Here is a 25,382-nt window from a genome sequence, read left to right as displayed (position 1 = left end):
GCGAAGGTGCTAAACTCGTGCGGCACCGATTCCGCCGAGCTTGTCCGTGACCGGGAGACGATGATGGCCTCACCCCGCCGCCGTGCCCTTCCGCCGCGCCGTCTCCTGCCGACGCTGGCGTTCGCCGCCGCGCTGGCTCTGCCGCCCCTGCTCGGCTTCCCGTCGGCGGTGGCGGCCACGCCGGGCGTCCATGCGGAGGAGATCGTCCGCTTCCCCTCGCTCGACGCCGACCTGACCAGTGGCGCCCCGACGCCCCTGACAGGGCGCTTCCTGCGCCCCAGGGCCGACGGCCCCTATCCCACCGCCCCCTATCCCACGGTGGTCCTGCTGCACGGCTGCAGCGGCCTCTACGCCAAGACCGGGCGGGTGGCGTCCCGGCACATCGATTGGGCGTTGACGTTGCGCGAGCAGGGCTACGCGGTGCTGATGGTGGACAGCTTCGGCCCGCGCGGCGTGGTGGAGGTCTGCACGGCCAAGGACCGTCCCGTCCGGGCGACCGAGGAACGCAAGCGCGACGCCTGGGCGGCGCTGGCCTATCTGCGCGCGCGCAGCGACGTGGACAGCGATCGGATCGCCCTGATGGGCTGGTCGCAGGGGGCGGGCACGGTGCTGGCCGCCTATGGGCCAGGCGGGCAGGGGAACGGCTTCCGCGCCGCCATCGCCTTCTATCCCGGTTGCCGGACGCCGCTGAGCGACGCCGACTGGCAGCCGGAGGGCCCGCTGCTGATGCTGCTGGGCGGCAAGGACGAATGGACCCCGGCGGAGCGCTGCCTGGAACTGGCGAGCCGAGAGCCGGTGAAGGAGCGCACCGAGGTGGTGGTTTATCCCGACGCCCATCACGGCTTCGACTCCCCCCATTCGCCGCTGCGCAAGCGCCGCAATCTGGCGACCGCCCCGGCGGGCGAGGCGACGGTCGGCACCGACGAGTCCGCCCGCAAGGACGCCATCGAACGGGTCAGCGCCTTCCTGGCGGAGCGGCTGCGGGGGTAACAGGCCGCTCCAGGGACGAAAACGAAACGCCCCGCACCGGATGTCGGTGCGGGGCGTTTCGGCTCGCGGTCGGTGGCGGGGCCGTGTCTTGCGAACCGGCCCGTGAAGCTTGGACCCGCGCTTACTTGAAGGCGACGGTGACGATCTCGTAGACCTTGGAGCCGCCCGGCGTGGAGACTTCCACGCTGTCGCCGACCGACTTGTTGATCAGCGCGCGGGCCAGCGGCGCCTGGATGGACAGCATGCCGTTCTTGATGTCGCTCTCGTCCTGGCCGACGATCTGGTAGGTGATCTCCTCGTCGGTGTCCTCGTCCGCGAGCGTGACGGTGGCACCGAACTTCACCGAACTGCCGGACAGCTTCGTCGGGTCGATGACCTCGGCGCGGCTGATCTTGTCCTCCAACTCCGCGACGCGGCCCTCGATGAAGCTCTGGCGTTCACGCGCGGCGGTGTATTCGGCGTTCTCCGACAGGTCCCCGTGCTCACGCGCCTCGGCGATCGCCTTGATGACGTTGGGCCGTTCGACAGTCTTGAGGTGCTTCAACTCCTCTTGCAGGCGGTTGTATCCCGCCGCAGTCATTGGAACTTTTTCCATCGTTCAATCCATCACCATGCCGACGCAGCGCCCTGGGAAAGCTACGGCGCGGCGGAGGAGGTCCGCCGCGCCGTAAACCGTCCTAATAGGAACCGCTAAGGTACGACTGCAACGGCGCGACTTCAAGGCTGCCGTTCCGGAGTGCGGCAATCGCTTCCACCGCCGCGCGTGCACCGGCCATGGTGGTGTAGTAAGGCAGGTTGTAGGTCAGCGCCGTGCGCCGTAGGCTGAAGCTGTCGGACAGGGCCTGCGCGCCGTCCGTGGTGTTGATGACCAGATGCACCTCGCCGTTGATCATCGCGTCGACGATGTGCGGCTGGCCCTCCACCACTTTGTTGATCGACTCCGCCGGGACGCCGGCTTGGCGCAGCGCCGCCGCGGTGCCGGTGGTCGCCAGGACGCGGAAGCCCATGGCGTGCAGCTTCTGCCCGATCTGCACCGCCGACGGCTTGTCGCGCTCCTTCACCGAGATGAAGACGGTGCCCTGGACCGGCAGGGTGACGCCGGCACCGAGCTGAGACTTGGCGAAGGCCAGCGCGAAGTTGTGGTCCAGGCCCATCACCTCGCCCGTCGACTTCATCTCCGGGCCGAGCACGATGTCCACGCCGGGGAAGCGGGCGAAGGGGAACACGGCCTCCTTCACGGCGGTGTGCGGCGGGGTCGGGCCGTTCAGCGTGAAGTCGGCCAGCTTCTCGCCGGCCATGACGCGGGCGGCGACCTTGGCGATGGCGGTGCCGGTGGCCTTGGCGACGAAGGGCACCGTGCGGCTGGCGCGCGGGTTGACCTCCAGGATGTAGACCGTGCCGTCCTTGACCGCGAACTGGACGTTCATCAGGCCGACGACGTGCAGGGCACGGGCCAGCGCCTCGCCCTGGCGGCCGATCTCGGCGATGGTCTCGGCGGGCAGCGAGTAGGGCGGCAGGGCGCAGGCCGAGTCGCCGGAATGGATGCCGGCTTCCTCGATGTGCTCCATGATGCCGGCGATGTAGACCTGTCCGGTGGCGTCGGCCACCACGTCCACGTCCACCTCGATGGCGTCCTGCAGGTAGCTGTCGATCAGCACCGGGTTCTTGCCCGACACCTTCACGGCGTTGCCCATGTAGCGCTTGAGCCCCGCCATGTCGTGAACGATCTCCATGGCGCGGCCGCCCAGCACGTAGGACGGGCGGATGACCACCGGGAAGCCGATCCGTGCGGCGACCGTCTCCGCCTCCTCCAGCGACCGGGCGAGGCCGTTGGCCGGCTGGAGCAGGTCGAGCTGGTGCAGCAGCTTCTGGAAGCGCTCGCGGTCCTCGGCGAGGTCGATGGCGTCCGGCGAGGTGCCGAGGATCGGGATGCCGGCCTTCTCCAGCGCGTCGGCCAGCTTCAGCGGGGTCTGGCCGCCGAACTGCACGATGCAGCCGAGCACCGTGCCGTTGCGCTGCTCGACGCGGACCAGCTCGATGACATCCTCGGCGGTCAGCGGCTCGAAATACAGGCGGTCGGCGGTGTCGTAGTCGGTGGACACCGTCTCCGGGTTGCAGTTGACCATGATGGTCTCGATGCCGGCCTCGCGCAGGGCGTAGACGGCGTGGACGCAGCAATAGTCGAACTCGATGCCCTGGCCGATGCGGTTCGGCCCGCCGCCCAGGATGACCACCTTCCGCTTGTCGGTCGGGTCCGATTCGCACTCGGCCGTGCCGGTGCCGTCGGTCTCGTAGGTCGAGTACATGTAGGGCGTGCGCGAGGCGAACTCGGCGGCGCAGGTGTCGATGCGCTTGAAGACCGGCGTGACCCCGGCGGCGCGGCGGGCCTCGGCGACATCGCCCTCGCCCGTGCCGGCCAGCTCGGCCAGACGGGCGTCGGAGAAGCCCATCTGCTTCAGCGACTGCCAGCCGGCCTTGTCGGTGGGCAGGCCGCCGCTGCGGATCGCCTGCTCGCGGTCCACGATGGCCTTGATCTGCTCCAGGAACCACGGATCGTACTTGGAGACCTGCTGCACTTCGGCGACGGTGAAGCCGTGGCGGAAGGCCTGGGCGATGACCAGCAGGCGGTCCGGCGTCGGGCGGGCCAGCGCGCCGCGGATGGCCGAGGCGTCCGGCGTGTCGCTGTCGCCGATGCGCACCTCGTTGAATCCGGTCAGGCCGGTTTCCATGGAGCGCAGCGCCTTCTGCACCGACTCCTGGAAGGTGCGGCCGATCGACATGGCCTCGCCCACCGACTTCATTGAGGTGGTCAGCAGCGGCTCGGTGCCGGCGAACTTCTCGAAGGTGAAGCGCGGCATCTTCGTGACGACGTAATCGATCGTCGGCTCGAAGCTGGCCGGAGTGGTGCCGGTGATGTCGTTGGTCAGCTCGTCCAGCGTGTAGCCGATGGCCAGCTTCGCGGCGATCTTGGCGATCGGGAAGCCGGTGGCCTTCGACGCCAGCGCGGAGGAGCGCGACACGCGCGGGTTCATCTCGATGACGATCAGGCGGCCGTTCGCCGGGTTGACCGCGAACTGGACGTTGGACCCGCCGGTCTCCACCCCGATCTCGCGCAGCACCGCGATCGAGGCGTTGCGCATGATCTGGTATTCCTTGTCCGTCAGCGTCAGCGACGGGGCGACGGTGATCGAATCGCCGGTGTGGACGCCCATCGGGTCGATGTTCTCGATGGCGCAGACGATGATGCAGTTGTCCGCCTTGTCGCGGACGACCTCCATCTCATACTCCTTCCAGCCCAGCACCGACTCCTCGATCAGCACCTCGCCGACCGGGCTGGCGCGCAGGCCGCCGCGCACGATGTCCTCGAACTCGGCGCGGTTGTAGGCGATGCCGCCGCCGGTGCCGGCCAGCGTGAAGCTGGGGCGGATGATCGCGGGCAGCCCGACGAACTCCAGCGCCTCGGTCGCCTCCTGCATGTTGCGCACGAGGCGCGAGCGCGGCGATTCCAGGCCCAGCTTGTCCATGGCGTCGCGGAACAGGATGCGGTCCTCGGCCTTGGCGATGACGTCGCGCTTGGCGCCGATCATCTCCACGCCCAGCCGCTCCAGCGTACCGTCGTCGGACAGGGCCATGGCGGTGTTCAGCGCGGTCTGGCCGCCCATGGTCGGCAGCAGGGCGTCGGGGCGCTCCTTCTCCAGGATCTTCGCCACCACGGCCGGGGTGATCGGCTCGATGTAGGTGGCGTCGGCCAGACCCGGATCGGTCATGATGGTGGCCGGGTTGGAGTTGACCAGGATGACGCGGAAGCCTTCCTCGCGCAGCGCCTTGCACGCCTGGACGCCGGAGTAATCGAACTCGCAAGCCTGGCCGATGACGATCGGCCCCGCGCCGATGATGCAGATGGATTTGATATCAGTGCGCTTGGGCATGGGTCCGCTTCTCGACGTTCGTGCAGCAAAAGCCCCCTCGCGCCATTGGCCCCTTTCGGGGCGCGGGTGTGAGGGGGCACGGATCAATATGTCGTTGCGAGGCCCCTTTATAGGGAACAAGGCGGCGCGGGGGAAGGGGTGGGATGATGCGCGGGCCACATGTCTGAAACATCGCCAGCGGGCGGCGAGGCAAGGCTTGAACCTGCGCCGAAAGGGCGTCATCAATCGGGGTGCGCCGGAAACCCGGCGTTTCCCGATCTTCACCAGCGGGAGAAGCCCGCACACCTGTCCTGACCGCCTCCGGAGTTCGCACCCGACGATGACCCACGCTTTCGCCAAGGACAGCCGCGCCTGCGCCGCCTGCGTTTCGTGGGGGGGCGACCGCGCCCTGTCGGACGACAACACGCTCGTCCATGTCGACCGCTACAGCGCGGAGGGGGAGTGCCGGACGGCGACCAGCCAGGATTACCGGAAGGTCACGCGCTCCTACCACACCTGCCCGACCTGGGCGCCGCTGCCGATGCTGAAGAAGCACGGCGGGCGCCCGGAGCGCCAGCCGGTCTTCGCCAGCCGCCCGGCTCCGGCCCCGAAGCCGGTCCCGGAGGCTGTGGCGGCCGCGCCGGTGCGCGTGGTCACGGCCGCCGCCCCCGCCGTTCCGCCGCCGCCGCCCGCGCCGCCGGTCTGCCGGTCGGAGCCGCTGGATCTCGACCAGATCCCGCAGATCGCCAGCCTGCTCTACGTCCACTGGCGGCGCGTCCTCCGCGGACGCCCGATGCCGGAGGCGCGCGACATCGACACCGCGCAGATCCGCGAATGCGTGCCGCGCCTGTGCCTGATGGAACCGCTGCGCGGCGGCGGGGATTTCCTCTACCGAGCCTGCGGGCGGGCGGTGCAGCGGCGGATCGGGCAGCGCGCGGTGCCGCGCCCGGTCAGCGACTGCCACCCCGCCGAGGCGGCGGCGCGCTTCAACGCCGACCTGCGCGCCTGCCTGGAGACGGGGGAACCGCGCGGCCTTCTGGTGCGCGACGACCCGATGCTGCCGGGCGCGCGCTTCGTCGAACTGCTGCTGCCGCTGGCCGACGAGGACGGCCGCCCGGCCCGCGTGCTGGCCTTCCGGCACGTGCCGGGGGGCTGACGGAGGCGGCGGTGCCCTGGAGCGCGCAACCCCCGCCGGAGCCCCCGCCGGAGCCTCCGATGCCGGCGCCCGGCGGTGCCAGACCGGCCGGCGGCGCCGACATGGTGGGGGTCTGGCCGTCCGCCGTCTGGATCGTCGTCGGCACGCTCTTCTATCTGGAACACCCGCAAAGCTTCGCCGGCTGGAAGGGCGCGCTCTATTATGTGGTCGGCACCGCCGCCGTGGCTCTGGTGATCGGGCTGGTCAGCCTGAACCTGCGCCGCGCCGTCGCCGGCATGCTGGCCGAGGTGTTCCCCCGCCGCGACCGCTTCACCGACCTCGTGACCCTGATGCTGCGGCTGATGTTGGCCACCGCGGAAGGCATGCTGGTGTCGCTTCTCGCCCGCTGGACTCTGGGCGCGCTGGGATAGGGCAATCCATCGCCAACCGATCGGCGCTACACTGTGTCGCCTGGAACCGGGCGTCCCGGGGGAGGGGCCATGCTGAATCTGTCCGCCTATTGGTCGCACGCCGAACTGATCGCCAACGGCGTCATCCTCCTTCATTTGGCCGGGGCGCTGGTGCTCGGCATCCTGATGGGCTACGAGCGCTCCTATCACGGGCGGGCGGCGGGGATGCGGACCTACGCGCTGGTCTGTCTCGCCGCGACGGCGCTGACCGTGGTCAACGCCTATCCGGGCCTGTGGTACGGCGGCATCGGCAGCGGCACGGGCGGCGATCCGACGCGGGTCGTCCAGGGCATCGTGACCGGCATCGGCTTCCTGGGCGCCGGGGTCATCATGCGGGAGGGCTTCTCGATCCGCGGCCTGTCCACCGCGGCGTCGATCTGGACGGCGGCGGCGATCGGGGTGACCATCGGGCTGGGCTTTTACGCCGCGGCCATCGGCACCGCCTTGCTGGTCATCCTGGTGATGAGCGCCTTCCGCCGGCTGGAGGCGGTGCTGCCCCACCACACGGTGGTCCAGGTGATGCTGGTGTTCGAACGCGCGCACGCTCCCCCGGCGGAAACGATCCGCGCCAAGGCGCTGGAGCACGGCTACGAGATCGTGTCCTGGGCCTTTCACCTGCGCAACGGCAGCGGCCACCTGGAGTATCAGCTCACGCTCCAGGCCAACGGCACGCCGGACCCGATGGAGCTGATCGACAAGCTGGCCCACACCAGCCGGGTGGTGGAGTTCCGCCTGTCGCCGTCGCGCATGTGAGGGGCCGGAGTGACGGTCCGGCGGGCCTACTTGTCCAACATGAAATAGGCGAAGTCGATGCTGGGCGCGGCCAGCCCGAACTGCGTCAGCAGGGTATGCGCCTGCCCGCGGTGGTGGGTCTGGTGGTTGAAGACATGGGCCAGCACCGCGGAAAAGGGCATGGTGAAGGGCTGCCCGGCCAGCGAGCGATAGTGGAGGTCGGAGGCGAAGCGGGCCTCCTCCTGCTCCGCCACGACGCGGATGATGCGCTCGTCCTCCGCCTCGCGGGCGGCGCGCAGATCGTCGAAGCCGTCATAAAGGATTTCGTCCAGGGCGGAGGGCGTCGGCCCGTCCCCCTCGATGCGGCGCAGCCACACCCGGTCGGCCACCAGGATGTGGTTCAGCGTTCCCCGCACCGAGCGGAAGAAGGCGCTGCGGTCCTCGCGGTACTGCGCGTCCGACAGCTCGGCCGCCACCGCGTAGAGACGGCGGTTGGCCCAGCGGTTGTAGCGCGCGAACCGTTCAAAATGCGCCTTCATCGCCTCATCTCCTGCGTTCAGACCCCGGCGCGCTTGGCCGACAGGCCGGCGGGGGACAGCAGCACCTCGCGTTTGCCCTGGTGGTTGGCCTGGCCGACCACGCGTTCCGTCTCCATCCGCTCGACCAGACGGGCGGCGCGGTTGTAGCCGATCTGGAGCTGGCGCTGGATGAAGCTGACCGACACCTTGCCCTCGCGCACCACGAGGTTGACGGCCTGCATATAGAGATCGTCGCCGGAGTTGGTGCCGCCGCCCTCATCGTCCTCGTCGGCGACCGCATCCTCCTCTTCCTCGGTGATGGCGGTGACGTAGTTGGGGGCCCCCTGCGACTTGATGCACTGCACGATCTCCTCGACCTCCGAATCGGAGACGAAGGGGCCGTGGACACGGGTGATGCGGCCGCCGCCGGCCATGTAGAGCATGTCGCCCTGGCCGAGAAGCTGCTCCGCCCCGGCCTCGCCCAGGATGGTGCGGCTGTCGATCTTGGAGGTGACCTGGAAGCTGATGCGGGTCGGGAAGTTGGCCTTGATGGTGCCGGTGATGACGTCCACCGACGGGCGCTGCGTCGCCATGATCAGGTGGATGCCGGCGGCGCGGGCCATCTGGGCGAGACGCTGGATCGCCGCCTCGATCTCCTTGCCGGCCACCAGCATCAGGTCGGCCATCTCGTCGACGATCACGACGATGTAGGGGAGCGGCGTCGGCTCCTGCGGGGTCAGGTCGAAGACGGCCTCGGCCTCGCCGGGGACGGTGCGGCGGGGCATCGGCTCGCCGTTGGCGATCATCTCGGCGATGCGGGCGTTGTAGCCCTCGATGTTGCGCACGCCGAGTTTGGACATCGCCTCGTAGCGGCTCTCCATCTCGCGCACGGCCCAGCGGAGCGCGATCACCGCCTTCTTCGGGTCGGTCACCACCGGGGTCAGCAGATGCGGGATGCCGTCATAGACCGACAGCTCCAGCATCTTCGGGTCCACCATGATGAAGCGGCAGCGGTCGGGCGGCAGCCGGTAGAGCAGCGACAGGATCATCGTGTTGATGGCGACCGACTTGCCCGAGCCGGTGGTGCCGGCGACCAGCAGGTGCGGCATGCGGGCGAGGTCGGCGACCACCGGCTCCCCGCTGATGTCCTTGCCGAGCGCGATGGCGAGATGGGCCTGGGACTCGGCGAAGGCCGCATGGTCGAACATCTCGCGCAGATAGACCATCTCGCGCACCGGGTTCGGCAGCTCCACGCCGATCACGCTGCGGCCCGGCACGATGGCGATGCGGGCGGTGACCACACTCATGGAGCGGGCGATGTCATCGGTCAGGTTGATGACCGTGGCCGACTTGGTGCCAGGCGCCGGTTCGAACTCGTAGAGTGTCACGACGGGGCCGGGGCGCACGTCCATGATCTCGCCGCGGACGCGGAAGTTCCGCAGCACCGTCTCCAGCATCCGCGCGTTGCGGGCCAGGACGGTCTCGTCATGCTGCTGCGGCGGGCGCGGCGGCGGATTCTGGAGAAGCGCGGTGCCGGGCAGGGCGTAGTGATCGCCCTCGCCGATGGGCAGCGCATCCTCGTCGGATTCGTCGCCGTCGTTGCCGTCATCGTCGCCACCATCGTCGAAGGCGTCGGTGTCGTCGATGTCCTCCGCGTCGTCCTCATAGGCCAAGGTGTCGTCCTCGGCTTCTTCCGACTCGGCTTCCTCGGACAGGTCCTCGGGCAGATCCTCGGCGTCGGGAATGAGGACGTCTTCCTCGTCCGCAGGCGCGTCCACGGCCGCATCCGACGCCGGGGCCGGGGCCGGGACGGCGGTTTCCGCGGGGCGCGCCTCATAGGCCCATTCGACGCCGGACAGGAAGGCGAAGCCGGCGACCACCGCCAGCGCCTCGTCGCCGAGGTTGGTCGAATAGACTGTTCCGGCGCGCGGGGTTCCGGGGAGCACCTCCACGTCCCACAGCAGCCGCCCGTCCGGGCGCGCGTTGGGGATCAGGTTGAAGGGGCGGCCGTTCAGCGCGCACCACAGATTGAACTCGTCGGCGGTGACGACTCCCGACTGGGTCACGGGCGCGGTCAGGTGGGGCGTGCGCGGCGTCATGCCGGGGCTCCCGGTTTCTGTTCGGTGGAGAAGGACTCGCCGTCTTCGGCGTCGTCGCCGGGGGCGGCGTCGTCGTCGGGGGTGTCGTGGTCGGTCGCGATCTCGGCTTCGGTGTCCGCGGTCCCGTCCGTGTCGCCGCCAAGATCGAGGCTCTCATTCACGCTCTCGTCGGGGCCGTCATCGGCAAACACCTCCGGTGCATCGTCCTCCAGAACGTCAGGCTCGTCGGCCTCCACCTCCGCCTCATCCTCCGCCGCGTCGGGGGTGAGCGCGGAGCAGGGCGGTTCGTCCGGCGGCAACTCGTAGGCGGCGACCAGGATCTTGTCGATGGTCTCGCCATCGCTGGACATCGGCAGAGCCAACCGCTCCCAGGTCCGCATGACGCCGCTGAAGTCGGCCCTGTAGACGCGGGCGACCGGAAGCCGCTCGCGCAGAAGCGAAGCGTATTCGGGGCGCAGGATGGCCCGCTGCTCCTCCGGCAGATCGTCCAGCGTGGCGCCCAGCCGCGAATGCCCGAAGGCCGCAGCGAGCGACTGACCGTAATAGGAATACACGAAGTCGTCGTCGCCGATGACCTCGAAAATCACAATATTATCCTTCCACGGCCGCAAGTCGGCCGGGGCGACGGTGCTGGACACCGGCGGCTTCCCACCGATGCATTTGGTGAGCCAGAAGTCAAGCAGGCCGCTCAGGTGCGGCGTCGCCAGCTCGGTTCTTTCCTTGATCATGGATTGGGCGCGGAATGTCTCGGGCGGCGCCCCGCGGGGCTACCCCCTGGAGCTTTCATGGACCGCCGGAACCATACCCGGAAGGGACGGGCAGGCGCAACCGCAAGGGCGACGTTGCCCAAGGACCGGACGAGGATTCCCGAGTGGGTGTGTCCGTGGGTCCCGATCCGTCCTGAGTGTGGGGGCCGAGCGACAAAGTGTTCCAGTAAAGAGCATTTTTGAAGCCAATTGATGATTTATACACGAAACACTTGTTTAGACGTCATACGTTTATATGCAAAAACAATAGTAATAGATGATCGTAAATGATAACAATAAATCATGCGGTTGTACTCTTTAGAAAAATGATTCTCAGCGGTTGATTGCTTATTGTCTTGGTGCTATAAAATTCATGTCGCGATTTTTTTGCTGAAATCGGACCACAAAACAAAGGAGGAAGCAGTGTCATCTTTTCTCGATCTGCAAAATGGCTTCTATAACGGTTTGTGCCAAGGCCTCGGCCTGTCGCAAGACACGTTCCAAATTCTTCAGCCATCGCCGCCGCTTGTGGCCAACAACAACACGCTGTTGTGGGATTACTTCAACAACATCCCACCGCTGTCTCTTACGCAAAATTATATCGCGAGTGGCGGCAACCAATTTTTCTCCAACTACAAGGGCATCATCGGTTCGCTGATCGCGCCGACGAACACCTTCGAGCCGGACATCGGGCCGGACAACTACAAGGCCTGGAAGAGCTACATCGCCGGCATCTCTCCCCCGCCGGCGGCCAACCAGCTGCCCAGCATCTTCTTCCAATGGGGTATGATCAACGCGCCGTCGGTGGCGAATGTCGGCGCGCAGGATCTGTCGGCGATGCTGCTCAACCCCGTCAGCGCCGCCAGCCTGGCGCTGATGCCCTACGTCAGCCTGCCCTTCCAGACACCGCCGGCTCCGCCGCCGGATTGGAACGCCGGCTATTCGGTGCTTGTCCAGCAGCTGTCGCAGGCTCCGTCCCGCTCGTTCACCTTCTCCAGCTCGACCATGAACAGCAATGTTTCGAGCAGCTGGTCGAAGGGCGGCAACTCGGGTTTCTTCGGACTGTGGGGCGGCAGCAGCTCGTCGTCTTCCCAAAGCACGAAATTCGCCGCCAGCAACGTGCAGATCACCAAAGCGACCTTCCGGCACATCCTGACCTTCGCCGCGACTCCGGGCAATTGGTACAACTCTTCGGCGATGGGGCTCGCCTATTCCAGTTCCGATTCGCCGCCGTGGAAGCAGGGCGCGCTTCCCAGCTGGAAGACGGTGTTCGATCCGACCACGGGCACGACCACCCGATTCATGGTCAACCTGATCGTGGCCGATACGATGTACATCGAGGTCACGTCGGACGCCAAGTTCGATTCCAACGATCAGAGCACCATCAACAGCAACAAGTCGTCCGGCTTGTGGCCGTTCTACACCAGCGGCTCGGGCAGCGGCTCCTCGACGTCGGTGTCCTTCAACAACAACGGCAACATGACCGTCACCATCACGAGCGAACCCGGGGTTCCGATCGTCCTGGGCGGCAACGTCCTGCCGGTCCAAACCTATCTGGGCCATTCGACCGGCGCCCTGAAGGCCGTGTCGGACAAGACGCTGGCCCTGGCCTGAGGGCACGGCGAGTGGGGACCGGCCGTGCTGCGGCCGGTTCCTTTCGCTTCATGACGCTCCGGACGGAACTTGGGAGAACGCGATGTTACGCCAACACGAAGCCGCGGTGGACACGCCGGCCGGCATGGAAGGGCTTCAGAACCGCTGGTACAATTCCGTCGTCCAATCGCTCAATCTCACGTCCGCCACCTTCCAACTGCTTCAGCCATCCTTCGTCGTTCCTCTGACGGATCTGGGGCTGTGGCGTTATGGCCAGGAAATTCCGCCGCGTTCCCTTACGGCAAACGCCTACGATATGAGCCTGGAATATGTTTTTGACATCTATGCATCCGTCATCAGTCAGCTGAGCTTTCCCGAATCCTGCTTCAAGGAGGACATCGGCGACGACGTTTATGAGGAGTGGACCGCTTATCTTGCGACGCTCAGCCCTCAGCCGCCCGCGCAGCAATTGCCGTCGCTGTTCCTGGTCTGGGCGATGCTCAACGCGCCGACGGTTGCCAATGTGGGGGAGCAGGATCTTGCGGAGATGGTCCTGATCGGCTCGGCTCAAGCCGCGCTGGCTCCGTATGTCGGCCCGAACGGACAGCCTGCGGATTTTGGCGGAAGCTATGCGCAACTGGTCCAAAGCCTTGCTCATGGCATCGCCAAATCCTTCCGCTTCGACAGCAAGACGGCCAGCGGCGATGTTTCCGGGACATGGACCGGCGGTGTCGACACCATCGGCAACGGGCTTTGGAGCGGTGCCGCTCCAGGCAACCGCCAAAGCCTGCTTTTCTCGCAAAGTCATGTGCAGGCATCGGTCAAGGTGTCGGGACTGATCACATGGCCGCTCACGCCGGGCGCCTGGTACAATTCCTCGACGTTTGCGACGGCCTACGCCGACCCCCGCACGCCGCCATGGCCCGATCCGGCCCAATCCGCCTGGGACGAGGTCTTCGGTGCGGACGGAAGCCTGCCGCGCGTCATGGCATCGCTGGGGGTGGCGAAGGGCGTCGACATCACGGTCACTTCGGACGCGGACTATTCGCCGCTTGACCAAGGCATCATCGAAACCTTCGCCCCGCTCGGCCTGTGGCCTTTCTATCTGCCGAGCGGCATGGCGCAGACCTCGGTCAGCTTCGGGCCGTCCTCGGGCATGACCATCCGGACCGTCTCGACGCCGGGCGTCCCGGTCGTTCTGGGCGGCAACGTCCAGCCCATCCGCGCCTTCCTGGGGGCCGGGAGGTAGACGCCCGACCGGAGGGCGCCTCGCTGCGACGCGATCCGCCCCCTCTCACCCCGCGCAGGTCACCCCGGTGCCGCCCAGCCCGCAATAGCCCGCGGGATTCTTGGACAGATACTGCTGGTGATAGTCCTCGGCGTAGTAGAAGGGCGGAGCCTCGCGAAGCTCCGTCGTCACCGGGCCGAAACCGGCCTGTTCCAGACGGGCCTGATAGGATTCGCGGCTGGCCTCGGCGGCGGCGCGCTGGGCGTCCGTGTGGGTGTAGATGGCCGAACGGTACTGGGTGCCGACGTCGTTGCCCTGGCGCATGCCCTGGGTCGGGTCGTGCGCCTCCCAGAAGACGCGCAGCAACTCCTCGAACCCGACCTTGGCCGGGTCGTAGACGACGCGCACCGCCTCGGTGTGGCCGGTGCGGCCGGAGCAGACCTCCTCGTAGGTCGGGTTGGGCGTGTGGCCGCCCTGATAGCCGACCATGGTCGTCCAGACGCCCGGCACCTTCCAGAACTTGCGCTCCGCCCCCCAGAAGCAGCCGAGCCCGAAGTCGACGACCTCCAGCCCCTCCGGATAGGGCGGGGTCAGCGGGTTGCCGTTGACGTGGTGGCGCGGCGGCACGGGAACCGGCGTGTCGCGTCCGGGCAACGCCTCCTCCGCGCTGGGCAGCGCCAGGGGCTTGCGCATGAACATTCCGAGCATCTCGGCCTCTCCGATGGCGTAGGGTTTGGGGATGGGGATTTGGGGATTATGTCGGGTCGCACCGCCCTGGAGGCAAGTCGGCGCCTTTGCGCGGGAGCCTTCCGCGGCCCCGCCTGTTTACCCTTTGGAATGTTCAGTCCAAGGTGGAACCGCGGGGAGAGAACCATGACGATCGACGACGCCACCCTCCAGCGCCTGATCGACAAGGGGCGCCAGCACGGCAACCGGCTCGGCATCGAGCAGCTCGGCCAGGACGTGCCGGTGGAGACGATGACCCCGGAAGAGGTCGCCGTGGTGGTGGAGCGGCTGGAGGCCGCGGGCATCGACGTGGAACTGACCGACGAGCGGCTGAAGCGCCCGCGCGGCGGCGGCGGCGACTACCAGCGCGGGGCCGGGGTGGTCACCATCGCCAGCCCGGCGGCTCCCGCCGTCTCCGCACCCGGCGCCCGCCCGTCTGAACATGGTTGGGCCGACGATGGGCTGGGCCATGCCCACGGCGCGCATCACGGCTCCCGCCGGGCGCCGACCTGGGACCGCGGCGGGGTGGACATGCTGCCCGTCGTCTCGGTCATCGTGGTGGCGCTGGTGCTGATCATCGCCCTGGGCGGCTGAGGTCCGGCTCTCAGCCCGGCTTCGCCAGCGCGTGGATGAGGATGGCCGCGGTCGCCGCGACATTCAGCGACTGGATGCGGCCGGTGCCGGGCAGGGTCAGGACGTCCTCACAGGCGGCGAGGGTGGCGGGCGGAAGCCCGTCCTCCTCGTTGCCCAGCACGACGGCGGCGGGCCGATCCCCCATGGCGAGGACCGCCGGGTCGCTCACCACCGCCCGGCCGCGGCCCAGCGCCGTTCCGGCCACCCGATAGGAGTCGCGCAGCCGCTTCAGAACCGCCGGCAGGTTGGCCGCCCGGTACAGCTCCACCCATTCGAAGCCGCCCTCGGCGACGCGGTAGGCGGACTCCGACGGCAGGGCCTGTCCGGGATGGTCCGACACCACGACGCGCCGCAGGCCGAAGAAGGCGGCGGTGCGCAGGATGGCGCCCAGATTATGCGGGTTGCCAACCCCGTCCAGGATCAGCAGCGGCCGGCCGTCCACCGCCCAGCGCTTCGCCGCCTCGATGTCGAAGGCAGGGACCGGGCGCGGCGCGATCAGCGCGACGACGCCGCCGTGCAAAACCGTCCCGGCGACCTTGGCCAGCTCGTCGGCCTCCACCATGCGGTAAGGCTTGCGCGCCGCGGCCATCGCCTTGCAGAAGTCGCCGGTCTTCGCCTTCAGCCGCTCCTCGAAGAACAGCCGCTCCACGCGCGCCGCGTCATGGGCGAACAGGGCGGAGACGGCGGACAGGCCGGCGACGCGGAACAGCTTTCCCGGCTCCTCCCGCGGTTCCTCCCGGCGGACGTCCTGGCCGGCGCGGGCCGGACCCGGACGGGAGGAGCGGGCAGGGGACGGGCGGGCAGGAGAAGGGACGGGCGGACGGCCGCGCGGGGTCGTCGGCTTCGGCATGATGGACTCGGGGGCTTGCGGGAACGGGCCGGCATTCTGGACCAACCCGTCCCCGAACTCAAAGCCCTCAGTGGTTTCCGTTTTTGCTCCGCGCGTAGCCGGCATAGGCCGCCGCCGCAGCGGCCGCGACCCCAGCGACGAGCAGCGGCGACACCCAGCCGGGCGGCGGGGTGCGGAAGCCGCCGGTGACGCCGCGGCCGCGCTCCACCGGGCGGAACAGGTTGCCGTCGCTCGCCGCGGCGGGCGGGGTCCGGCTGAAATGGCGGTGGGCGCCGTGTCCGGCGATCTTCTCCATCAGGCGCGGCGCCACCGCGTGCCCCAGCCGGGTTAGCGGCGTCATCGCCCCGACCATCGCCTGGGCGCGCGGGCGCAGGGCCACGGCGAGCACGGTGTCCGCCACGTCCTGCGGGTCGTCGTAGAAGGGGCTTTCCGCGTCCAGCTGATGGCCGGTGTAGTTGGCGCCGTGGGACATGCCCGGCGTGTCGGTGAAGAAGGGATAGACGCCGCAGACATGAACGCCCGGCGCGTCGACCAGCTCCGCCCGCAGGCTTTCCAGAAGCCCTTCCAGACCGAACTTGCTGGCCGCGTAGGCGGCGGCGTAGGGGGCGGGCGCCCAGGCCCCGACCGATACCGTGTTGATGAGCACCCCATGGCCCTGCCGGCGGAACAGCGGCAGCACGGCGTGGGCGGCGTAGAGCGGGCCGAACAGGTTGGTCTCGACGACGCGGCGGTGCGCCTCCAGCGGGGTGTCCTCGAACCGCCCGACGGCGCCGACCCCGGCGTTGCTCACCCAGACGTCGATGCCGCCGAACCGTTGCACCGCCCGGTTGGCCAGCCGGCGGACGGCTTCCGCGTCGGTGACGTCGGTGGGCACCACCTCGGCCTCGCCGCCCAGTTCCCGGCATTCCTCGGCCACCTCGCCGAGCAGGGCCTCCCGCCGGGCGGCCAGCACCAGCCGGGCGCCCTCCCGTGCGAAGGTCAAGGCGGTGGCCCGCCCGATTCCGCTCGACGCGCCGGTGATGACCACCACGGCCCCGCGCACGCTGTCCATCCGTCCTCTCCCATTGACGCCTTGATGCGGCATCAACAGGAAAGAACGGCCCGGCGTCGCGGTCCCGTGGTTGGGTTGCCGTGGATCAGATCAGCTTGATCGCCAGGAAGCCGCCGATCAGCGCGACGGCGAAGGCGGTGGTGACCAGCGTCAGCCGCTTCTCGATGAAGGCGCGCACCGGTTCCCCGAACCAGTAGAGCAGGGCGGCGACCAGATAGAAGCGGATGGCCCGCGACAGGATCGAAGCGCCGATGAACACCCAGATGTTCAGCTTCGCCACACCCGCGGTGATGGTCAGCAGCTTGTAGGGGATGGGCGTCATGCCCTTGATGATGAGAATCTCCGCGCCGTATTCGACGAAGGTATGGCGCAGCGTCTCGAACTGGGCTTCCAGGTGATAGAAGTCGATGACCGCCTTGCCGATGGCCTCGTACAGGAAGAAGCCGATCATGTAGCCGGCAATGCCGCCCACCACCGAGGCCAGCGTGCAGATCGTCGCGATCCGCCATGCGGCCTGCCGGTTGGCGAGCACCATCGGCACCATCAGGATGTCCGGCGGGATCGGGAAGAAGGAGCTTTCCGCGAAGGAAACCCCCGCCAGCCAAGTGGTGGCGTTCTTCGAGGCCGCCTTGGCCATCGTCCAGTCGTAAAGGCGCTTCAGCATGCCGGTCGCAGCCCGTGTTGTGCCGGTGAGGGAGCCCCTGTTTTAACGGGGGACCGGGCCAGCGGCTACGACCAATTCGGGGCGGCCCCGGAAAGGCTACGCCATCGGCCTAACGGGATGTGGGCTTGTTTCCGGACTCGGCGGTGTCCGGTTCCGCCTTCTCAGGATCGGCGCGCGCCACCGGATCGCAGTCGCCGTCGCGGGAACCGCCCGGATGACCGCCGGGCATGCCGCGGTAGCGCGTATCCGGGTTGGACCCGCCGCCGCCGCTCTGCTCGTCGCAGAGAGGCTCGATGTCGGTCTTATGAATGTCCTTGGGCTCGGCACCTTTTTGTCCTGCGGTGTCGTCGGTCATGGCCGTTCTCCGGCTGCGGGAATGGAAACCGGGCAACAGATGGGCGTCGCCGCGGTTCCCGTCCCGCTGACGCTCACTTGGTCGCGGATTCCAGATAGGCGATCAGGTCGGCGCGGTCCTCCGGCTTCGCCACCCCGGCGAAGGCCATGCGGCTGTCGGCGATGACCGCCTTCGGGTTGGCGAGATAGGGGTCGAGCGTCGCTGCGTCCCATTGGAAGCCGGATGCCTTCAGCCCCTCGGAGTAGTTGGCGAAGCTCTCCACCGCGCCGGCCTTCCGCCCGAACAGCCCGTGCAGCGTCGGGCCGACGCGGTTCTTGCCCGCCTCCACCGTGTGGCAGGCCTTGCACTGGCGGAACAGCTTCTCGCCGTTCGCCGGGTCGCCGTCGGCCAAGGCCGGGAGCGGCGCTGCGGCGAGAAGGATCAGGGCGGCCAGAGTTGTGCGGGCGGCGGTTCGGGCGGCGGTGCGCATGGGTCGGGAGCCTCCTTCGTTTCGCCGCGGCGGAAGGTCGCGGCGTCGAGGGAGACTTTACGGATCGCTGGAGTCCGGACCATTGGACTTTGGATCAGCGGAGTCCGCGCCCTTTTCAAGCACCGCCTCCGGCTTCAGCGCCTCGTCCAGCCAGGCGAGGTGGGGTGCCGCGGCGCGGCGGGCCTCCTCCTCCATGCGGCGGTAGCGGGCGATCACCTCCTGGCCGAAGGCGGTCAGGCCGGTCCCGCCGCCCTCCCGTCCGCCGACGTTGGTGCGCACCACCGGCTCGCGGAAGGCGGAGTTCATGGTTTCCACAAGGAACCACGCGCGGCGGAAGGACATGCCGAGCGCCCGCGCCGCCGCGGAGATGGAGCCGGTGCGGTCGATCTCCTCCAAGAGGGACACCTTGCCGGGGCCGATGGCGCCGGAGGGGTGGAGGAAGCGCAGCCGGATGTCGGTCGTCATGTCCTGGGATCTCGCCGGAAAACGGGATGGTCTCCGCCCAAGGTATCATCTGCCGTCCAAGGGTCAGTCCCGAATCTGGGGGCCTGCGCGTCTGCAACCCCGCGGCGGAGCCGCTTCTGCAACCAAAGTCGAATTTACCGGCCTTCCCCGAAACCGCGATAACGGCGGGGCGCTGTGACGGATACCGATCATCGGACGAACGGACACAGGGCGCACAACCCGCCAAACGTCATTCCACGACATTCAGTTCGGGCAATCCGCTTCGGGAGGAAACCGCCGTGATCCATCAGGCCCTGGAAACGCTCAGCAAGCAGGTCGCCATCCGGCCGCGCTACGACAACTTCATCGGCGGCCAGTGGGTGGCGCCGACGAAGGGCCAGTATTTCACCAACCTGACCCCGATCACCGGCAAGCCGCTGTGCGAGGTCGCCCGCTCCACCGCGGAAGACATCGAGAAGGCGCTGGACGCCGCCCACAAGGCCAAAGACGCCTGGGGCCGCACCTCGCCGGCGGAGCGCGCGCGCATCCTGAACAAGATCGCCGACCGCATGGAGGAGCGTCTGGACGTCCTGGCGCTGGCCGAGACGCTGGACAACGGCAAGCCGATCCGCGAGACGACCCACGCCGACCTGCCGCTCGCCATCGACCATTTCCGCTACTTCGCCGGCTGCGTCCGCGCCCAGGAAGGCACCATCGCGGAGATCGACCACACCACCTACGCCTATCACTTCCATGAGCCGCTGGGCGTCGTCGGCCAGATCATCCCGTGGAACTTCCCGCTGCTGATGGCCGTGTGGAAGCTCGCCCCGGCCCTGGCCGCCGGCAACTGCGTCGTGCTGAAGCCCGCCGAGCAGACTCCGATGGCCATCATGGTCATGATGGAGATCATCGGCGACCTGCTGCCCGACGGCGTCCTCAACGTCGTCAACGGCTTCGGCATCGAGGCCGGCAAGCCGCTGGCCCAGAGCCCGCGCATCGCCAAGATCGCCTTCACCGGCGAGACGACCACCGGCCGCCTGATCATGCAGTACGCGGCGGAGAACATCATCCCGGTCACGCTGGAGCTGGGCGGCAAGTCGCCGAACATCTTCTTCAACGACGTGATGGCCGACGACGACGAGTTCCTGGACAAGGCGCTGGAAGGCTTCGCCATGTTCGCGTTGAACCAGGGCGAGGTCTGCACCTGCCCGTCGCGCGTCCTGGTGCAGGAGAAGATCTACGACAAGTTCATGGAGCGGGCGGTCGCCCGCGTCGGCGCGGTCAAGCAGGGCAGCCCGCTCGACCCCGCGACGATGATCGGCGCCCAGGCGTCCATCGACCAGCTCGAGAAGATCCTCTCCTACATCGACATCGGCAAGGCCGAGGGCGCCAAGGTGCTGATCGGCGGTGAGCGCGCCCATCTGGGCGGCGAGCTGGAGAGCGGCTACTACGTCCAGCCGACGGTCTTCGAAGGCCACAACAAGATGCGCATCTTCCAGGAGGAGATCTTCGGGCCGGTGGTGTCCGTGACCACCTTCAAGACCGAGGAAGAGGCCCTCGCCATCGCCAACGACACGCTCTACGGCCTGGGCGCCGGCGTGTGGAGCCGCGACGGCAACCGCGCCTTCCGCATGGGCCGGGCCATCCAGGCCGGCCGCGTGTGGACCAACTGCTACCACCTCTACCCGGCCCACGCGGCCTTCGGCGGCTACAAGCAGTCGGGCATCGGCCGTGAGACGCACAAGATGATGCTCGACCACTACCAGCAGACCAAGAACCTGCTGGTCAGCTACAGCCCGAAGGCCCTGGGCTTCTTCTAACCGTCCTGTCTCCTCCCTGATGACCTTGGGCCGGCGGCCATTCGGCTTCCGGCCCTTTTTCTCTCTTACGGCAGGATTCATTTCCGGCCGGCTTTCTTCTGGGAGCGTCCGCCCATGGTCGAACGAGTCGTCGCCACACCGGCGGCCCTGGCGCTGATCGAAAAGCTGCGCGGGCTTTACGGGCCGCTGTTCTTCCACCAGTCCGGCGGCTGCTGCGACGGCAGCGCGCCGATGTGCTTCATGGACGGGGAGTTCCGCCCCGGCGGGCAGGACGTCCGGCTGGGGGAGATCGGCGGCTGTCCCTTCTACATGGGGGCGGCGCAGTTCGAATACTGGTCGCACACCCAGCTCATCATCGACGTGGTGCCGGGCCGCGGCGCCAGCTTCTCGCTGGAGGCGCCGGAGGGCGTGCGCTTCCTCACCCGTTCCCGCCTGTTCTCCGATGGCGAGGTGGAGGCGCTGCGTTCCGATCCGCGCGATATGACGGAAAAAGCATAGCGCTGTTCCGTGGAATGCGGTATTCAGGATTCGACTTTGGGGCTTTCCCAGTCGGCACGGCCACCGGGCGGTCTGATCCGTGTTCAGACCGGCTCCCCCGCGTGGCGGTGCATATGGAACCGAACTCAGGCGCTTTCCGCGACGGCGGAAGGCGCCTTTTTCGGTGCGTGGGAAAAAGTCCCATGCCGGACCTTAGACGATGGTCGCATGCCCGCACCCCAGCGCCGGCTTTGCCCGGCGGGCGGCGCTGAAGTAACCTATAGGTCATCCGCCCACGGTCCCCGACCCGCGTTCCGCGCATCGGGGGGCGGCTTGGGGTGATGGATGCCATGCCGTTGCTTTTCGGGACCCGCATTGTGACCAGCCATCCGGCCTCGGACGCTCTCCACTCCGATGCTCCGCCCAGTTCTCCCGCGCCCAGCCCGTCCCTGCCGCGGGCCGTCTCGATGGCGGAGGACGCCCGCGCCGCTGCGCGTGACCTGTTCGAGGGGCTGTGCGGACGGAACCCCGCCGCCGCGGCGGAGTTGGAGATGGTGCTGGTCTTCTGCTCCGCCCATTACGACCGGGTGGAACTGGCGGCGGCGCTGGCCGAGCTGTTCGGGCCGGTGCCGGTGGTCGGCTGCACCACGGCGGGGGAGATCACGCCTTTCGGCTACGCCGCCGGGTCGCTGGTCGGGATCGGCTTTCCGCGCGCCGACTTCACCATCGCCACCCAGCGCATCGACGACCTCGACCGCTTCTCCATCGCCGAGGCGCCGCGCGTCCTGCGCAGCCTGATGGAGCAGCGCGACGTCGCGCTGGCCGCCCGCGCCGACGCCTTCCCCGACCATGGCAGCTTCGCCTTCCTGATGATCGACGGCATGTCGCGGGCGGAGGAGATGGTGGTCAGCGCGCTGCACAGCGTGCTGATGGACATTCCGCTGTTCGGCGGCTCCGCCGGGGACGAGCTGCGCTTCGAGCGCACCTTCGTCCTGCACGAGGGGCGGTTCCACACCAACGCCGCCGTGCTGATGCTGGTCACCACGGCGCGCCGCTTCGTGGTCTTCCGGACCGAGCATTTCGTGGCGTCCGACGCCAAGATGGTGGTGACCGGCGCCGACCCGCAGCGCCGCATCGTCACCGAGATCAACGCCGAGCCGGCGGGCCGCGAGTACGCCCGCATGGTCGGGCTGGAGGGGGAACCGCTGACCCCCCTGATCTTCGCCGCCTATCCGGTCGTCGTGCGGGTGGGGGGCGAGTACCATGTCCGCTCCATCCAGAAGGTCAACGACGACGAGAGCCTGACCTTCTACTGCGCCATCGACGAGGGGATCGTGCTGACCGTCGCCCGCGGCGTCGACCCGGTGGAGAATCTGGAGGAGATGATGCGCAAGCTGGCCGCGGAGATCGGCGGGCCGCCGGACCTCGTGCTCGGCTGCGACTGCATCCTGCGCCGGCTGGAGCTGGAGCAGCGGCAGCTCAAGCACGTCATGTCGGCGGCGCTGGCGCGGCACAACGTTGTCGGCTTCTGCGCCTACGGCGAGCAGTACAACGCCATGCACGTCAACCAGACCTTCACCGGTGTCGCGATAGGTGCGCGATGACGCTCATCTTCGACTGGCGGGAACCGTCCCGCCCACCCGCCGATCCGTCACCCGCCACCCTCCCGGCCACCGATCAGGATAAGCGGCTGGAGGCGCTGGAGCGCGAGAACGCCAAGCTCCGCCGCATCAACCAGGTGCTGATGGACCGGGTGGAGCGGTCGATGGACGTGCAGGGGGGCGCCTTCTCCCTGTTCCAGACCGCCATCGTCCTGGAGCAGAAGGTGCGCGAGCGCACGCTGGAACTGGAGCGCGCCCTGCGCGAGCTGGAGGACAGCCACCGCGCCCTGGCCCGCGCCAAGGAGCTGGCCGACACCATGCGCGGCCGCCTGTCGGAGGCCATCGAGTCGGTCAACGAGGGCTTCGCCATCTTCGACGCCGACGACCGGCTGGTCCTGTGCAACAGCAAGTATCTGGCCCTGTGGCCGGAGATCCGCGACCGCATCCTGCCGGGCATCCGCTTCCAGGAGATCGCCGAGCTGGCGGCCTCCTCGCGCACCATCGCCGACGCCTACCCGCGGCCCGACCGCTGGCTGTCGGAGAGGCTGGCCCAGCACCGGGCGCTGAAGGGTCCCTACGTCTACCGGCTGGCGGACGGGCGCTGGGTCCAGGTCAACGAGCGGCGGACCCGCGACGGCGGGGTGGTCGGCGTCTACACCGACATCACCGACATCAAGGAGCATGAGACCCGCCGCCGCGAACGCGAGCTGGCCGAGAAGTCGGCGCTCCTCCAGGCGACGCTGGACAACATCGCCCAGGGGGTCGGGGTGTACGACCGCGACCAGCGGCTCGTCGCCTGGAACGAGCGCTTCACCGGTCTGCTGCGCCTGCCCGCCAACGTGGCGGAGCGCGGGGCGGGCTTCGCCGACTTCGTGCTGCACCACGCTGCACTCGGCGACCGCGGCTTGTCGCTGAGTGCCCTGATGATGCCGAGCTGCCTCGTCGAGCAGCCCTGGCTGGACGACACGGTGCTGGAGATCAGCCGCAATCCCATGCCGGGCGGCGGCTTCGTCCTGACCTTCACCGACATCACCGAGCGCAAGCGGGCCGAGCAGGCGCTGCGCGACAGCGAGGAGCGCATCCGGCTGGTCACCGACGCGGTGCCGGCGCTGATCGCCTATGTCGACGCCGAGCAGCGCTTCCGCTTCGTCAACAAGGCTTACGAGGGCTGGTTCAACCGCAAGCGCGAGGAGATCGAGGGCCAGCCCATGTGGGCGGCGCTGGGCGACCTCTATTACGAGGTGCGGCGCTCCTATGTGCTGCGGGCGCTGGCCGGCGAAGAAGTGACCTTCGATTTGGAACTGCCGGGCGAGAACGGCTCCCCGCGCTACGCCGTCGCCACCTACATCCCGCATTTCGGCGAGCGGCGGGGCAGCGGCAAGCCGGAGGTGCTGGGCTATTTCGGCCTGATCCACGACATCACCGAGCGGCGCATGGCGGCGGAGGCCCTGGCCGACGCCAAGGACAGCCTGGAGCGCCGCGTCGTCGAGCGCACCGCCGAGCTAACCCGGCTCAACGGCCAACTCCAGCAGGAGATCGCCGAGCGCATTGCCGCGGAGGAGGCGCTGCGGCTGGCCAAGGCGGAGGCGGAGCAGGCCAACCTGTCCAAGACGCGCTTCCTGGCGGCGGCCAGCCACGACCTGCTGCAACCGCTGAACGCGGCCCGGCTGTTCGTCTCGGCGCTGGGCGACCTGGAGCAGCCGGAGCCGAACCGCGGGCTGGTCGACAACATCGACGTCGCTCTGGCCTCGGTCGAGGATCTGCTGTCGGCTCTGCTGGACATCTCCAAGCTGGACGCCGGGGCGGTGCGGCCGGAGATCGCCGATTTCCCGATCAAGAGCCTGTTCGGCGCGCTGGCCACCGAATACGCGGCGGTGGCGAAGGAGCGCGGGCTGGACCTCTGCGTCGTTCCCAGCCACGCCGTGGTGCGCAGCGACATCCGACTGCTGCGCCGGATCCTGCAGAACTTCCTGTCCAACGCCCTGCGCTACACCCAGGCGAAGAGGGCGGCGAAAAGAGGGGCCGAGGGCGGAGTCGGGCGCGTGCTGGTCGGCTGCCGGCGGACACCCGAGGGCTTGCGGATCGAGGTGTGGGACACCGGCCCCGGCGTGCCCGCCGACAAGCTGGGCGAGATCTTCCAGGAATTCCGCCGCCTCGACACGCCCTGCGCCAACGAGCGGGTGCGCGGCATGGGCCTCGGCCTCGCCATCGTGGAGCGGGTGGCGCGGATGCTCGACCACCCGATCACCGTGCGGTCGCAGCCGGGGCGGGGCTCGGTCTTCGCGGTGACGGTGCCCTTCGGGCGCTACGCCCGCCCGGTGCGCGCGCTGGAGGCGCCGGTGCAGACCGCCTCGAACCGGCTGGCCGGCACGCGGGTGCTGGTGATCGACAACGAGCCGGCGGTGCTGGCCGGGATGCGCGCGTTGCTCGAAGGCTGGGGGTGCAGCGTCGCCACCGCGGCGTCGGGCGACGAGGCTCTGGCCGGGCTGGGGGCGGTGGCGCCGGACGTGCTGTTCGCGGACTATCACCTGGACGACGGGGTGATCGGTTTCACCGAGATCGCGCGGGTGCGCGAGCGCTGCGGGGCGGACCTGCCGTCGGTCCTCATCACCGCCAACCGCACCGCCGAAGTGGTGGAGGAGGCGCAGGCCAGGGGCTGCCATGTGCTGAACAAGCCGGTGCGACCGGCGCAGCTGCGGGCGGTGATGACGGGGTTGCTGGGGTAGCTTTCGCGGTGAAGGTGGTTGCGACGGCCCCCCCTCCCGACCTCCCCCCGCTTCGCAGGGGGAGGAGAAAAAGCCCTCCCCTGCGAAGCTCTCGCGCAAGCGAAGCTTGCGCTGACGCGGCAGGCGGACCTTCGGTCCGCCGAGAGC

Annotated in this window: 23 protein-coding genes; 11 read left to right on the top strand and 12 right to left on the bottom strand. The window is 68.5% G+C overall.

What is annotated here, in order from left to right; genetic code table 11:
- The first annotated feature begins 63 nt into the window (after positions 1-63).
- Positions 64-990: a dienelactone hydrolase family protein gene (locus AC1DVI_RS05760; RefSeq protein ID WP_476957110.1), complete on the top strand. Its 927-nt coding sequence runs from the start codon at positions 64-66 to the stop codon at positions 988-990.
- Positions 991-1,111: 121 nt separating this feature from the next.
- Here the strand turns inward: AC1DVI_RS05760 and greA are convergent, their stop codons facing one another.
- Together greA and carB are read right to left on the bottom strand one after the other, a co-directional pair.
- Positions 1,112-1,585 carry a transcription elongation factor GreA gene (gene greA / locus AC1DVI_RS05755; RefSeq protein WP_079285121.1) on the bottom strand — a complete coding sequence of 158 codons (474 nt, stop codon included), beginning with the start codon at positions 1,583-1,585 and terminating at the stop codon, positions 1,112-1,114.
- Between the two features lie 82 nt (positions 1,586-1,667).
- Positions 1,668-4,919 (bottom strand): carbamoyl-phosphate synthase large subunit, encoded by a 3,252-nt coding sequence (gene carB, locus AC1DVI_RS05750; RefSeq protein WP_476957109.1) that lies wholly within the window; start codon positions 4,917-4,919, stop codon positions 1,668-1,670.
- 319 nt (positions 4,920-5,238) lie between these two features.
- Here carB and AC1DVI_RS05745 point away from each other — a divergent pair, with 319 nt between their 5' ends.
- The 3 genes from AC1DVI_RS05745 (at position 5,239) to AC1DVI_RS05735 (ending at position 7,256) form a co-directional block, all read left to right on the top strand.
- Complete coding sequence (locus AC1DVI_RS05745; RefSeq protein WP_476957108.1) at positions 5,239-6,054, top strand: PAS domain-containing protein; 816 nt, start codon at positions 5,239-5,241, stop codon at positions 6,052-6,054.
- 59 nt (positions 6,055-6,113) lie between these two features.
- Complete coding sequence (locus AC1DVI_RS05740) at positions 6,114-6,464, top strand: hypothetical protein (RefSeq protein WP_476957107.1); 351 nt, start codon at positions 6,114-6,116, stop codon at positions 6,462-6,464.
- A gap of 69 nt (positions 6,465-6,533) precedes the next feature.
- Entirely contained in the window at positions 6,534-7,256 is a 723-nt protein-coding gene (locus tag AC1DVI_RS05735; protein ID WP_476957106.1) for an MgtC/SapB family protein, read from the top strand.
- 26 nt (positions 7,257-7,282) lie between these two features.
- On the opposite strand, the gene AC1DVI_RS05730 is transcribed toward AC1DVI_RS05735, so the two are convergent.
- The 3 genes from AC1DVI_RS05730 to AC1DVI_RS05720 are packed head-to-tail and all read right to left on the bottom strand — an operon-like array spanning position 7,283 to position 10,580.
- The gene (locus AC1DVI_RS05730; RefSeq protein ID WP_476957105.1) at positions 7,283-7,774 is read right to left on the bottom strand and encodes a DinB family protein; all 492 of its coding nucleotides are present in this window, start codon (positions 7,772-7,774) and stop codon (positions 7,283-7,285) included.
- 17 nt (positions 7,775-7,791) lie between these two features.
- A complete protein-coding gene (locus AC1DVI_RS05725) occupies positions 7,792-9,852 on the bottom strand; it encodes a DNA translocase FtsK (protein WP_476957104.1) in 2,061 nt (686 codons plus the stop codon).
- Positions 9,849-10,580 (bottom strand): PAS domain-containing protein, encoded by a 732-nt coding sequence (locus tag AC1DVI_RS05720; protein WP_476957103.1) that lies wholly within the window; start codon positions 10,578-10,580, stop codon positions 9,849-9,851. The genes AC1DVI_RS05725 and AC1DVI_RS05720 overlap by 4 nt, the downstream gene beginning before the upstream one ends.
- Positions 10,581-11,021: 441 nt before the next feature.
- On the opposite strand from AC1DVI_RS05720, the gene AC1DVI_RS05715 reads away from it, so the two are divergent.
- Positions 11,022-12,212 (top strand): hypothetical protein, encoded by a 1,191-nt coding sequence (locus AC1DVI_RS05715; protein ID WP_476957102.1) that lies wholly within the window; start codon positions 11,022-11,024, stop codon positions 12,210-12,212.
- An 82-nt stretch (positions 12,213-12,294) separates the two neighbouring features.
- A complete protein-coding gene (locus tag AC1DVI_RS05710) occupies positions 12,295-13,440 on the top strand; it encodes a hypothetical protein (protein ID WP_476957101.1) in 1,146 nt (381 codons plus the stop codon).
- 45 nt (positions 13,441-13,485) lie between these two features.
- Here the strand turns inward: AC1DVI_RS05710 and msrA are convergent, their stop codons facing one another.
- Complete coding sequence (gene msrA, locus AC1DVI_RS05705) at positions 13,486-14,127, bottom strand: peptide-methionine (S)-S-oxide reductase MsrA (RefSeq protein WP_476957100.1); 642 nt, start codon at positions 14,125-14,127, stop codon at positions 13,486-13,488.
- Positions 14,128-14,292: 165 nt separating this feature from the next.
- Between msrA and AC1DVI_RS05700 the strand changes: the two genes are divergently transcribed.
- A complete protein-coding gene (locus AC1DVI_RS05700) occupies positions 14,293-14,739 on the top strand; it encodes an RNA polymerase sigma factor region1.1 domain-containing protein (RefSeq protein ID WP_476957099.1) in 447 nt (148 codons plus the stop codon).
- 10 nt (positions 14,740-14,749) lie between these two features.
- On the opposite strand, the gene AC1DVI_RS05695 is transcribed toward AC1DVI_RS05700, so the two are convergent.
- The 6 genes from AC1DVI_RS05695 to AC1DVI_RS05670 all read right to left on the bottom strand — a co-directional run bounded on the left by AC1DVI_RS05695 (position 14,750) and on the right by AC1DVI_RS05670 (position 18,632).
- Positions 14,750-15,628 (bottom strand): TrmH family RNA methyltransferase, encoded by an 879-nt coding sequence (locus AC1DVI_RS05695; RefSeq protein WP_476957098.1) that lies wholly within the window; start codon positions 15,626-15,628, stop codon positions 14,750-14,752.
- Positions 15,629-15,695: 67 nt separating this feature from the next.
- Complete coding sequence (locus AC1DVI_RS05690) at positions 15,696-16,679, bottom strand: SDR family oxidoreductase (RefSeq protein ID WP_149162978.1); 984 nt, start codon at positions 16,677-16,679, stop codon at positions 15,696-15,698.
- Positions 16,680-16,764: 85 nt separating this feature from the next.
- A complete protein-coding gene (locus tag AC1DVI_RS05685) occupies positions 16,765-17,343 on the bottom strand; it encodes a YqaA family protein (RefSeq protein WP_145677520.1) in 579 nt (192 codons plus the stop codon).
- A gap of 109 nt (positions 17,344-17,452) precedes the next feature.
- The gene (locus AC1DVI_RS05680; protein WP_476957097.1) at positions 17,453-17,698 is read right to left on the bottom strand and encodes a hypothetical protein; all 246 of its coding nucleotides are present in this window, start codon (positions 17,696-17,698) and stop codon (positions 17,453-17,455) included.
- Between the two features lie 73 nt (positions 17,699-17,771).
- Positions 17,772-18,167, bottom strand: coding sequence for a c-type cytochrome (locus AC1DVI_RS05675; protein WP_476957096.1), 396 nt, complete (start codon positions 18,165-18,167; stop codon positions 17,772-17,774).
- 57 nt (positions 18,168-18,224) lie between these two features.
- A complete protein-coding gene (locus AC1DVI_RS05670) occupies positions 18,225-18,632 on the bottom strand; it encodes a winged helix-turn-helix domain-containing protein (RefSeq protein WP_476957095.1) in 408 nt (135 codons plus the stop codon).
- A 278-nt stretch (positions 18,633-18,910) separates the two neighbouring features.
- Here AC1DVI_RS05670 and adh point away from each other — a divergent pair, with 278 nt between their 5' ends.
- The 4 genes from adh (at position 18,911) to AC1DVI_RS05650 (ending at position 25,235) form a co-directional block, all read left to right on the top strand.
- Positions 18,911-20,431, top strand: a complete 1,521-nt coding sequence (gene adh, locus AC1DVI_RS05665; protein ID WP_476957094.1) for an aldehyde dehydrogenase — start codon at positions 18,911-18,913, stop codon at positions 20,429-20,431.
- A gap of 114 nt (positions 20,432-20,545) precedes the next feature.
- Positions 20,546-20,929, top strand: a complete 384-nt coding sequence (locus tag AC1DVI_RS05660; RefSeq protein ID WP_476957093.1) for a DUF779 domain-containing protein — start codon at positions 20,546-20,548, stop codon at positions 20,927-20,929.
- 329 nt (positions 20,930-21,258) lie between these two features.
- Positions 21,259-22,512 carry a nitric oxide-sensing protein NosP gene (gene nosP, locus AC1DVI_RS05655; protein ID WP_476957092.1) on the top strand — a complete coding sequence of 418 codons (1,254 nt, stop codon included), beginning with the start codon at positions 21,259-21,261 and terminating at the stop codon, positions 22,510-22,512.
- Positions 22,509-25,235, top strand: a complete 2,727-nt coding sequence (locus AC1DVI_RS05650) for a NahK/ErcS family hybrid sensor histidine kinase/response regulator (protein ID WP_476957091.1) — start codon at positions 22,509-22,511, stop codon at positions 25,233-25,235. Before nosP ends, AC1DVI_RS05650 begins: the two co-directional genes overlap by 4 nt.
- Positions 25,236-25,382: the final 147 nt, after the last annotated feature.

This window comes from Azospirillum sp. P4_B5, assembly GCF_056402275.1.
The sequence above is the reverse complement of the archived record's forward strand: the minus strand, read 5'-3'. Positions and strand labels throughout refer to the sequence as shown.